This is a genomic window from Lactococcus muris (assembly GCF_042849115.1).
GTDB classification, from domain to species: domain Bacteria; phylum Bacillota; class Bacilli; order Lactobacillales; family Streptococcaceae; genus Lactococcus; species Lactococcus muris.
On record NZ_BAAFQO010000029.1, the window covers coordinates 1 to 11635 of the forward strand.

Genomic DNA, 11635 nt, shown 5'->3' on the forward strand with positions numbered 1-11635 from the left:
ATAACGATAGCTTTCCTTGGGTAGTGAATGGAGGCGTAGATTCACCTGGTTCATTTAACTTCTTTCATCATGCGAACGGACTCAAAACGGTAGTCATGCCTCAATCCCCAGCTATGCTCCTCCGCGATCAAGACGGTGCATGGACTTCGACTTTTTAAAGTCTTTTTGAGAAAAATAGAGATGAGAGAGCACTTCCATTATCCGATTTTTAGATAAAAATGCTTGATGACACTAAAGAATGCTGTCGTTGAGCGTTTTTATCGTTGTGTTTTGAAGCGTTCTATTTACTCTTTCAGAAGATGAGCTACTCGAAGCTCTCAGGACTACAATTTTTAGTTGAAAAGTCTAGCTAGAGAAAGAAGAAGCATATAAATAAAATGAAAAAGTGAAAAATTTTAACTTGTTTTTTGACAAAAGATGAACAAGGGTGATAAAATAATATTATGGAAAAACAATAGTATTTTCTCATTTTTCTATACAATATTTTCTTGTGAAGTAAAGAGATGAAGAATATCTCGATGAAATAGGGTAATAATTTTTATTATATATATTATATTATTTTAAAGGAGAATAAAAATGGCAACAATTAGTGTTACACCTGAAGAACTCAAACAACAAGCGCAAGTTTATATCCAATCTAAGGAAGAAATCGAGCAAGCGATTCAACGTGTAAATTCGATGAACAACACAATCGCGGAAGAGTGGAAAGGTCAAGCTTTCCAAGCTTACTTGGAGCAATATAACCAACTCTATCAAAATGTTCAAAAGTTTGAAGAATTGCTAGAAAGTATCAATCAACAACTCAACAAATATGCGGACACAGTTGCAGAACGTGATGCACAGGATGCGCAAAGTTTTGGCTTCTAAATCAAAGAAATTTGTAGTCTGAGGAGACTACTTTTTTAAAAGGAATAGAGAATGGATAAGAAAAAAATAAATTGTAAATGGATACTGGTGATTTCTATTCTTTTATTGATTGGAGGGATTACTGCAATGACACAGCTTAAAACGCCGTTTGATATTTTTTTGACAAAAGACTTTACAACACCATCAAAAAATGACCAAATTGCTTATTTGAAGAAACATGAAAAAGAAATGACGGAAGCAGTGGAAGGTTGGAATTCTAAGATAAAATCTGTTCAATGGCAGTGGGATACTGTTGAGGTTCAAGAAATAGGCAACGGCACCCCACAAGGTGCAGGATGGATATTGACTATTGATGGGAAATTCAATGAAATAGAAGACTCAAACTTTCAAATTGGTTTTGAGTTAGAGAGTAGAAAATCTTTCCCAAATATGAATGATTTTTATCAGATGCAAGATTTTACGATAGATGAGGGAGCAAAACCTTATGAGTAATTTAGAAAATTTCAATAATATTTATGCTAACTTAGCTGAATCTGCTTATAATGGCCGCCCTAAGAATTTTCCGACTAAAGCTAATGCAAAGAAAGAAAAATATATTAATTATTCCGAAAATGCTTTGAACAAAAAAGGAGAAGTGCAAGTCCGTGGTGGGACCAATCTTCCTAACAATGGGGTAGTTTATCTTCAGCCGGATAAAACCTTACATATTGAGAAAGTAACTACAGATTTACGAGTTCCTAATCCTAATGGAGGATTTCATACAGAATCTTATGTGACCAGTACTTATCAAAAAGGATTATTGACAGATGAAAAAGCAGGTTTTAATGCTTACTTTGTGACAGATACTCCAAAACTTAACAAAGAAACTAAGGAAACCTATTTGGCGGTGCGTGGAAGCGACAGTATGTCTATAGAAAATTTGAATGACTGGGTAGTAAATGACGGGAACTTTGCACTCACCAATGCTTACATTTCCCAAGCAAAACTTGCGAATAAAGCCCTTGTTTCTAAAATAGGGGAGATTAAAAAGCAAGCGCCTAGTGCTAAGCTCAATGTTACTGGGCATTCTCTTGGTACAATGGTTTCGGCGCAGGCGGTCGCAAAACTTTATCATGATTATCCAAAAGATTTTAATACAATCGGAAAAGTGGTCTTGTTTGATGGTCCAGATGTCACCAAAAGCTTAAAAAAGATGGGACTTTCAGATAAGGAGATTAAAGCAGTTGGTGAAAAAGTAACGTATTATGTCAATCCTTTTGATATGGTAAGCATGTTAAATCGGACAGCACCTTATGAAGAGCGGTTTGGCCATGTCAATGTGATTGTACCTGTACACTTTAGTACGACTTTTGATAAAATGAGCAGTCATGATTTTGGCGAATTCCAAATGGATGCCTATGACAACCCTTTAGTGGCAAGCAAGAATTTTCATCCTGAAATGTTAACGGCAGGTCACCAGCTTGCAAATCTAATTGAGAAATCTGTTTCAAAGATTGAAGCAGCAGGAATTTCAGGTGTATCGGCTTTGGTGATTTTTGCGGCCCTATCAGGTGGGGTGTCAGCTTTGATCGCATTGGGGTTGACAGCAGCTGCAGCCAAGGCAATTTACGATGAGTTTGAGAAATCTTATCAAGATATCGTTTCTGAAGCAAATAAAAAAGCAAAAGTATGGAATGCGAAACACATTCCGGACTATCAAAATAGAATTCGAACTGCAAGTGGAAGTCAAAAAGTTGAATTGAGGGTAGAGTTGTTACAATGTGTTGCCCAAGATGCCATGATTCGGGCGGAAGAGTTTACAAATGAAGTTAAAACAGATCTGTCAGATGCTTTAGAAAAAATTCAAAAAGAAATTAAGGAAGGGATTCAAGCTATCAGTGATGTTGTGCACTACTTGGAGACGAGTGAGGTCTTTTCCTTGTTGACTGAACTTGAACTTCCAAGCGTTTGGGATAAAGATATTGAAGCACATACGAATCAGGAAGCAAGAACTTTTCAAACCGAAATTGAAGAATTCTCTGCAACCTTAATGAAAATTGTACAGAATATTGAACAAGTAGACTCTCAGGGGGCAGCAGGTTTTAATACACTGATGAATCAAACGCGAGTAAATTGGGGAGCAACGAAATGACAAATCAATATAAAACAAATGCCTATCTCGATATTTTTGCACTGGACCAACAATTTAAGGAAGCTCAGAAAGAGCAAGAAAGACAGGCAATAAAATGTATTATAGAAGCTAAGAAGTCTAAAATAGAGGCAGAAAATACTGCTTTAAAGGCAAAGCTAGAAAAACGAAAAGCGAAAATGAAAGACTTTGCAGGGAAAACAGTAGTGTCAAGTTTTAAAGAGGGCCTTACTGGAAAAGTTGCAGAGGCAGCAGAGAGGCATCTCACGTCCAAAAAATTTGAGCCGGATTTAAAAAGTCCGATTAAATAATGTATCAGAAAGGCTGATGAACGCATGGATAATAATACAAGATGGAAAATTGAAGAGGAACATGCTGCCAACATGAAACAACTCAAGGAGGCGGAAGAGCTGTTGGACGATTATCAAATGAAAATGAGGCAAACAACACAACAGCTTCTTGACCATGTCTACAGTTTTTATGGAGAGCTTGATGAAGGAGTTCCCTCTGGTTTGAGTCAACCTTTTGAGGAAGTTTTAGAAAACTATAATTTTAGCCTAAGACAAAAAAGAGAAGAACTGGAAGAGTTACGCCTTCAAGAACAACGCGACTTCAATCAAAAGAGGGATTTTTGAGGCGTTTTTCATTGACGCGTAAAATACAGCGGGTCTAATTAGCCCGCTTTTTTTACATGTTGCTTTCTAGCCAGAAAATATATCAAAGTTTGCAAGAATGTAATGGCTTTAAATAAGGCTTTGGAGCTCTCTCTTTTTAAAAAGCAGTGCACTTTTTTATTAATGAGTGTTTATAATAGATGTCTGAACATTGAAAAAATGGCGGGCGCATGATAGTATAGGGGTAACTGTTGATATGAAGGAGATTAAAATGTCTAAAATTAGTGTCATTGTTCCTGTTTATAATGCAGAAGCGTATGTGAAACAGTGTGTTGAGAGCGTTTTTCAACAGTCATATACTGACCTTGAAATTCTCTTAATTAATGATGGTTCGACAGACAGGTCGGCTTTGATTTGTGAGCAACTCAAAGCCATGGATGAGAGGGTTAGGGTTGTTCACCTTTCAGAAAATAGGGGGCTGGGTGCTGCGCGCAATACCTCTCTAGAGGTGGCGACAGGTGATTATATTTTATTTTTAGATGCGGATGACTGGATTGATTCTAACCATGTCAGCGATTTGTATGAGTTGATAACACGTACTCAGAGCGATGTAGCGATTGCTAACTTTACGCGTTACTATGAGGATGAAGCGCGTTATGAATTACACATTGGTGATGAGGATTACTACGAAAAAGTTTATACGCCGGAAGAATGGTTTGCTTACCAATACGGTGCACCACATAATCTCAGCCAATGTTTTACAGTGCCTTGGGGTAAACTTTACAAGAAATCCTTGTTTGAATATGTTACTTATCCAAAAAATGGCTTTGGCGAGGATGATCGTACAACATGGAAGTTGTATCTCCTTTCTGACCGTATCGCCTATATGAATCGCTCGAGTCTTGTCTACCGTGTGAACGCAGGTTCTATGACACAGACGACTGATCAAGCAAAAGTTTTTGATGTAGAGCCTGTGGCGGAGCGAATAGCTGTTTTGGGTCTTCTTGGTTGGGATATTTCACGAGAAGTTAAGGCTTATCTCTGGCGGGCCCAACTCAATCGTGACAGTAAATTACGAAATGGCGACATTCCAGCTTATAAGGAATTAGAGTTACGTCTACGTTTAATGGAGAAATATAAGGATTAATGCGAGTTTATATAACAAATATCAATGGATTAGCAAGCTCTGCTCAGTTAGCACAAAATATGGTTACTGATATTGCTGTAGCACTGGGTTACCGTGAGCTTGGTATTTACCGCTATGATATCACAGCTGATTCACCTGTCGAACTGTCCAAACGGCTGGATGGTATCGTAGCAGGTCTGCAGCAGGGTGATGTTGTCATTTTTCAAACCCCAACCTGGAATACGACATCCTTTGACGAGCGCTTCATGGACAAGTTACGTCTCTATCGTGTAAAAATCATCGTCTTTGTGCATGATGTGGTTCCTTTAATGTTTGCGGGGAATTATTATCTTATGGAACGGACGATTGCTTACTATAACAAGGCCGATCTTATCATTGTTCCCAGTCAAGAAATGTTAGATAAGCTGAGAGAACAGGGACTCACAGTCAAAAAAGCCATCATCCAAAAAATGTGGGATCATCCAACGACTGTGCCAAGTTTACCAGCTGTCTTTGAAAAACGGTTGCATTTTCCAGGGTCAGTGGAGCGTTTCAGCTTTGTGAAACAATGGCACTATGATATTCCTCTTCATCTTTACTCACGTGAGGATGTGGCATTACCAAGTAATGTTTATCATCATCCATATATGCCCGATGAACAATTACTTCTAGAGCTGTCACGTGGTGGCTTTGGGTTGGTCTGGATGGATGACCATGATAAGGACTATCAAAAACTTTACTGTCCTTATAAACTCGGGGCTTTCTTAGCAGCAGGTATTCCTGTTTTTGTACAGCGAGGTATCGCTAATCAGGACCTTATTGAGCGAAATGGACTGGGAATTGTTGTGGATAGTTTGGACGAGGTGACGACTATCGTCCGAGACATGACGGAGGAAACTTATCAGAAAATGGTTGAACGGGTGAGAGCGTTCAATCCTCTTTTGCGGCACGGGTATTTTGCGCGCCGCCTGTTAACTAATGCGGTATTTGAGGTGTTATGTGACTAAGAAAAATACTTTATCAGAAATCACTGTGCTGCCAATATTAGAGAGTTTATCTTTTGTCCAAACGCATGGTGCGAGTGTGGCACGTTTTGGAGATGGTGAAGTCGATATCATGATGGGGCACAGTATTCCATACCAAGACTATGATGAGATACTTGCTGGGCGTTTGCGCGAGATCTTAAGCCGCCAGAGTGATGAGAAACTCATGGTTTGCTTACCAGATGTTTTCAACAATCTTGAACGCTACAATACGAATGCGCGTGCCTTTTGGGCTGACCATTTTTCCAAGTATGGCGATTTCTACCTGAAGGCGTGTCAATCATCGTGGTACGGTTCAACCTTTATCTCACGCCCTTACATTGACTTGGTGGATAAGAGCCCTGCGCAGAGCTCCTTTGATGCTTTAAAGGAGCTCTGGAGGAATCGGGATATTGTCATTGTTGAGGGAGAAACATCATGTTCTGGTGTGGGTAATGGCTTGTTTGCGGCTGCTAAGTCTATATCTCGTATCATCTGTCCTTCGCGAAATGCTTTTGCCCAGTATGACCTTATTTTGGAAGAGGTTAAGCGTGTGCCTAAGGAAGCACTCGTTCTTTTGATGCTTGGACCAACAGCAAAAGTTCTTGCTTATGACTTGATGCTGCAAGGTTATCAGGCCATTGATCTCGGTCATATCGACTCAGAGTACGAGTGGTTTCAGATGAAAGCTACTCATAAGGTTAAATTAAATCATAAGCATACAGCAGAATTTAACTATGATGAGGCGATTGTATTTGAAAAGGACAGTCTTTATGAGAGTCAAATTTTAGCTAAAATTACATCATCAATTGAAAGAAAGGAAAATCTGATGTCTTCAGAGTCAGTTATTAGTATCATTGTTCCTGTTTATAATACTTCTGCCTACCTAAGACGTTGTATGAAGTCACTCCTGAACCAAACGTATCAAAACTTTGAAATTATTCTCATCAACGATGGTTCTACAGATGGGAGCGGCTTACTGTGTGAAGAATATGCTGAGTCAGATCAGCGTATCCATCTCATTCATCAAGAAAATGCTGGACCATCAGCAGCACGAAATCGTGGTATTGAATTAGCGAGTGGTGACTATATTACTTTCGTTGATTCGGATGACTTTGTCGAGCCTAACTATCTAGAGCGGCTCTATCAGACGGCTAAAAATAACGATGCCGATATTGCTATTTGTAATTTCAACTCGTTTAATGAAGAACGACAAAGTTTTCTTTTTTCTATCACCTCTGAGATGTTCTTTGAGAAGGTCTATACGGTGCAAGAGTGGCTTGACCAGGAAAATGTACCTAAAAACAACCTCTTTCTAGCATTCACATTAACAACATTTAAACTTTTTAAAGCTGAACTTTTTGAGGGGCTTGTTTTTCCAGTAGGCCGTTTACGTGAGGATGATGCAACAGTCTACAAGCTTTATCTCAAGGCCAATAAGATTGCTTTTATCAATCAAGGGTTATATTATTATTCGCAACATGCAACGAGTCTTTCTCATAATAGTATGCAGACGGACGTTGAGGGAATGATTCGTAACGCTGAGGAGCGCATTGTCCTACTTACCGCTATGGGTTATGATGCGACTCAACATCTTGTCTCCTACCAAAAAAGACTCGAAAAATGCCAACGAGATGCTATGGCTTCTGGCCAAATTACTCTCTACCAAGACATTAGCACCAAGCTTGATTTGATTCGACATTTTAAGAAGAACGGGGGAGAAGATGCCTAAGATAAGTGTCGTCGTTCCTGTCTATAATGCGGGTGACTATCTTGTGCCTTGCTTAGATAGTATCATCCAACAAACCTACACTAATCTGGAGATTATTCTTGTTAACGATGGTTCAACGGATGGTTCAGCGGCGGTCTGTGAACGCTATCGTAGACAAGATTCGCGTATTCGTTTGGTGCATAAGCCACTCGGCGGTGGTGGCGTTGGTTCAGCACGTAATTCAGCGCTCCCTCTTATCACAGGAGACTATGTCCTTTTTGTCGATAATGATGACTGGCTGGAGCCTAATCATATCGAATACCTTTATCATTCTTTAACTGAAACTGGGAGCGATATTGCTATTGCCAATTTTACGGAGTTTATTGAGGAGAGGCAAGCTTTTCATTTTCATCTGCAGGCCGAGGATTATTATCAAAAGATTTATACGCCAGAGGAGTGGTTTGCTAAAGAATATGATACACAATATTGTCTCAGTCAATGTTTTACTGTACCATGGTGTAAGCTTTATAAGACTAGTCTTTTTGAAAACATTATTTATCCGTGGGAAGAGAAAGTTGAAGACGACTATACGACATGGAAGCTTTACCTCTTGGCGGAACGTATCGTTTTTAGCAATATTAGTCTTTATTATCATCGTAAACGCTCAACCAGTGTGACTAAGACGGTAGATATACCATCTGTCTTCCCTACGAAGAGTATCGAAGAACGGGTTACTATGTTGACACTTCTCGGCTACGATACTTCGGCAGAATTGCGAGCATATCGCTGGAGACTCCAACTCCATGCTGACTATTATCTTGAAAAAGGTATGATGCGAGAATATCAGCGTTGTCTCCAAAAAATACGATTACTCGAAAAATAATAAATTTCTAAAGGCTGAACGGTTTGGTTCAGTCTTTTTTATGTGTAGACAACTGGATAGGGATGAGAAATGTTAAAACAAGAAAAATAAATGTAAAAAACATGAAACAAAAAAAAAAAAAATAAAAGATTTTCAAAAAAATATAAGAGGAATATAAAATTAAAATTTGTGAAATTTTAGTATAATAGATTGTACATACCATTTTATTTTATTTATAGGATTTTTATAGATTGTTATGAGAAAACGTATAAACAAAAGAGAATATGGCGAGACGTCCCGGCGTACTCGCGTCAAGATGTACAAATCTGGTAAACATTGGGTTCGTACGATCATGTCACAAATCGGTCTCATCCGATTGACAGGAGCAAGTACACAAGACAAGACACTTCATGTGGACGATTTGAATCGTTCAAGTGTTTCACCTAGCACGATTCTTAAAGGTGCAGCAGCACTGGGGGCTTTGGCTGGTGGAGTGGCCGTTGATCAACATGAGGTTCTGGCTGAAGATACCGTTACTCAAGTGAGTGAGATGTCTACCTTGCTGACAGATCAAGTATCAATGACGCCTGAATCTGGTGCTGCCTCCGATAAAGTAGAGGATACAGCATCTGATAGTCAGTCTTTTTTAATTTCTGACAGTTTGAGTACATCACAATCCGTATCGGTGAGTGAGTCTATATCAGAGTCTGTTTCAGAGTCCGTCTCTGAATCCGTAAGTGAATCTGTGTCTGAATCGATTTCTGAGTCAGTGTTGCATTCGTCTAGTGAACTTGCTTCAGAATCTATTTCTGTTTCAAATTTATCAAGCGAATCAACAACTGTAGGGAAATACAAGCAGGAATCAGATATAGATAATGCGGGAAGTCTGAATGAGAAGGAAGCTTCAAAGGATGACGGAACTATAAATGAAGCAGATTCTACCGCTCAAAAAGAGAAAGCTCTCCTTGATTTGAATACTGCTATAGCTAGTTTAAAAAGAACACTAGCTACCGCTGAGAGTCTTGAGCTTTCAGGTTTAGCGCCTGCTTATGTTTCTTTATCAAAAGCCCAAGATATCACAAAGAGTTTAGATCCTTCTCTGGATCAGCTGACTGCTATGCAGGCTTTGCTTGATGCACTAGAAGAGGCTATTCAAAGTCAGATTTCCCAAAACCCTGACTTTATAGCTGTAACAGGAGGATATGTCACAGCAAGTAATGGGTTGACTTATGAAGTTACCACTGCTGATGGTAAGGCAAAACACATTCGCTTAACTTCTATCATGCCACGCCCAGCAGAGAATGGAATGACTTTTGAAAGTCTTGGACGAGTTGGATCAAGCTTCCGCGCAGTAACAACTGGTTCGAAAACGGCTTTTAATATCAACGATTTCTCAGAAAATGCTTATTCATATATTTGGAGTGGAGGAACTCCTAAGTCTGAAAATACAATGAAAAGTGTCACAGCTGTTTACGATCCTGTGACAAAATCAATCAATTGGACTGTAGTTTATGATGCAAGTGGTGTTTTAACAACAAAGACTTGGAAGACAGATGGGGGTTATACAGGCCTCTTTATTGATGTCTCTTCGGATCCGAATTTAGGTGCTCCAACTAATGTTAAGATTGATGGGCAGAACACAGTTGTAGTTACTGCTGCTCAAGCGAAACCTCTGGGTTCATCTCCAGTACGTGCAACGGGAAAAGAGTATGTGTCACAAACTAAAGAAGGGGTTAGAAGCCACACATTTACCTTCACAACACCTTATTCTGGTACTGCAAATGATTTAGCGAATTTAAAAATTAGTCTCGTAGGGGCTACTTCTAAGCAGCAAATCATGATGGATTCAGCATCTGCGGCTATGCACGCTCGTTATGGTATTACCTATGTACGATCAGCAGGGACTGCGACAGCTATATCAGGCTATGACCTAAATGGTATTAATGCTAAGTCCATTCCAAGTGACTCTACATCACAATCAGAGTCAGAATCGCTGAAATCAAATTCGATTTCAACATCAATATCCGTATCGGATTCAGTAAGCAAATCCATATCTGAGTCAGTAAGTAAGTCTACATCTGCGAGCCAATCTATATCTGAGTCAGTAAGTAAATCAGCTTCAACAAGCAAGTCTGTATCCGAGTCGGTAAGTAAATCAGCTTCGACAAGCAAGTCCGTATCCGAGTCGGTAAGTAAATCAGCTTCAACAAGTAAGTCTGTATCCGAGTCGGTAAGTAAATCAGCTTCGACAAGCAAGTCCGTATCCGAGTCGGTAAGTAAATCAGCTTCGACAAGCAAGTCCGTATCCGAGTCGGTAAGTAAATCAGCTTCAACAAGTAAGTCTGTATCCGAGTCGGTAAGTAAATCAGCTTCAACAAGTAAGTCTGTATCAGAGTCAGTAAGCAAATCAGCTTCAACAAGCAAATCTGTATCAGAGTCAGTAAGCAAGTCAGCTTCAACGAGCAAGTCTGTATCAGAGTCAGTAAGCAAGTCAGCTTCAACGAGCAAGTCTGTATCAGAGTCAGTAAGCAAGTCAGCTTCAACGAGCAAGTCTGTATCTGAATCAGTAAGCGAATCAGTTTCAGAATCCGTATCAGAGTCCGTGTCTGAGTCAGTAAGTGAATCTGTATCTGAATCCGTATCAGAGTCAGTATCAGAATCAGTAAGCGAGTCCGTGTCTGAATCAGTAAGTGAATCTGTATCTGAGTCAGTAAGCGAATCTGTATCTGAGTCAGTATCAGAATCAGTAAGTGAATCTGTATCCGAGTCAGTGAGCGAATCCGTATCAGAGTCAGTGTCTGAATCAGTAAGTGAATCTGTATCTGAGTCAGTGAGCGAATCCGTATCTGAGTCTGTATCAGAATCAGTAAGCGAGTCAGTGTCTGAATCAGTAAGTGAATCTGTATCTGAGTCTGTATCCGAGTCAGTGAGTGAATCTGTATCTGAGTCAGTAAGCGAATCAGTTTCAGAATCCGTATCAGAGTCCGTGTCTGAGTCAGTAAGTGAATCTGTATCTGAGTCAGTAAGCGAATCTGTATCTGAGTCTGTATCAGAATCAGTAAGCGAGTCCGTGTCTGAATCAGTAAGTGAATCTGTATCTGAGTCAGTGAGTGAATCTGTATCAGAATCAGTAAGTGAATCCGTATCTGAGTCTGTATCAGAATCAGTAAGCGAGTCCGTGTCTGAATCAGTAAGTGAATCTGTATCTGAGTCTGTATCCGAGTCAGTGAGTGAATCTGTATCTGAGTCAGTAAGCGAATCAGTTTCAGAATCCGTATCAGAGTCCGTGTCTGAGTCAGTAAGTG

The 11635-nt window shown here is 39.6% G+C and carries 10 protein-coding genes; all 10 read left to right on the forward strand.

The window, feature by feature from the left end:
* The first annotated feature begins 576 nt into the window (after positions 1-576).
* Positions 577-867 carry a WXG100 family type VII secretion target gene (locus tag ACGHCK_RS11060; RefSeq protein ID WP_202231463.1) on the forward strand — a complete coding sequence of 97 codons (291 nt, stop codon included), beginning with the start codon at positions 577-579 and terminating at the stop codon, positions 865-867.
* 51 nt (positions 868-918) lie between these two features.
* Positions 919-1359 carry a hypothetical protein gene (locus ACGHCK_RS11065; RefSeq protein WP_271328455.1) on the forward strand — a complete coding sequence of 147 codons (441 nt, stop codon included), beginning with the start codon at positions 919-921 and terminating at the stop codon, positions 1357-1359.
* Positions 1352-2998, forward strand: a complete 1647-nt coding sequence (locus tag ACGHCK_RS11070; protein ID WP_251423824.1) for a lipase family protein — start codon at positions 1352-1354, stop codon at positions 2996-2998. Before ACGHCK_RS11065 ends, ACGHCK_RS11070 begins: the two co-directional genes overlap by 8 nt.
* Positions 2995-3306, forward strand: coding sequence for a hypothetical protein (locus tag ACGHCK_RS11075; protein ID WP_202231461.1), 312 nt, complete (start codon positions 2995-2997; stop codon positions 3304-3306). The genes ACGHCK_RS11070 and ACGHCK_RS11075 overlap by 4 nt, the downstream gene beginning before the upstream one ends.
* Before the next feature lie 24 nt (positions 3307-3330).
* Positions 3331-3630 (forward strand): hypothetical protein, encoded by a 300-nt coding sequence (locus tag ACGHCK_RS11080; protein ID WP_251423821.1) that lies wholly within the window; start codon positions 3331-3333, stop codon positions 3628-3630.
* Positions 3631-3880: 250 nt separating this feature from the next.
* On the forward strand, positions 3881-4756 hold the full coding sequence (locus ACGHCK_RS11085; protein ID WP_251423818.1) for a glycosyltransferase family 2 protein: 876 nt from the start codon (positions 3881-3883) through the stop codon (positions 4754-4756).
* The gene (locus tag ACGHCK_RS11090) at positions 4756-5742 is read left to right on the forward strand and encodes a sugar transferase (protein WP_251423815.1); all 987 of its coding nucleotides are present in this window, start codon (positions 4756-4758) and stop codon (positions 5740-5742) included. The genes ACGHCK_RS11085 and ACGHCK_RS11090 overlap by 1 nt, the downstream gene beginning before the upstream one ends.
* Positions 5735-7489, forward strand: a complete 1755-nt coding sequence (locus ACGHCK_RS11095; RefSeq protein ID WP_271328456.1) for an SP_1767 family glycosyltransferase — start codon at positions 5735-5737, stop codon at positions 7487-7489. Before ACGHCK_RS11090 ends, ACGHCK_RS11095 begins: the two co-directional genes overlap by 8 nt.
* Positions 7482-8351 carry a glycosyltransferase family 2 protein gene (locus ACGHCK_RS11100; RefSeq protein ID WP_202231456.1) on the forward strand — a complete coding sequence of 290 codons (870 nt, stop codon included), beginning with the start codon at positions 7482-7484 and terminating at the stop codon, positions 8349-8351. Before ACGHCK_RS11095 ends, ACGHCK_RS11100 begins: the two co-directional genes overlap by 8 nt.
* A gap of 235 nt (positions 8352-8586) precedes the next feature.
* A partial coding sequence (locus tag ACGHCK_RS11105; RefSeq protein WP_394304569.1) for a KxYKxGKxW signal peptide domain-containing protein occupies positions 8587-11635 on the forward strand: 3049 nt, incomplete at its 3' end.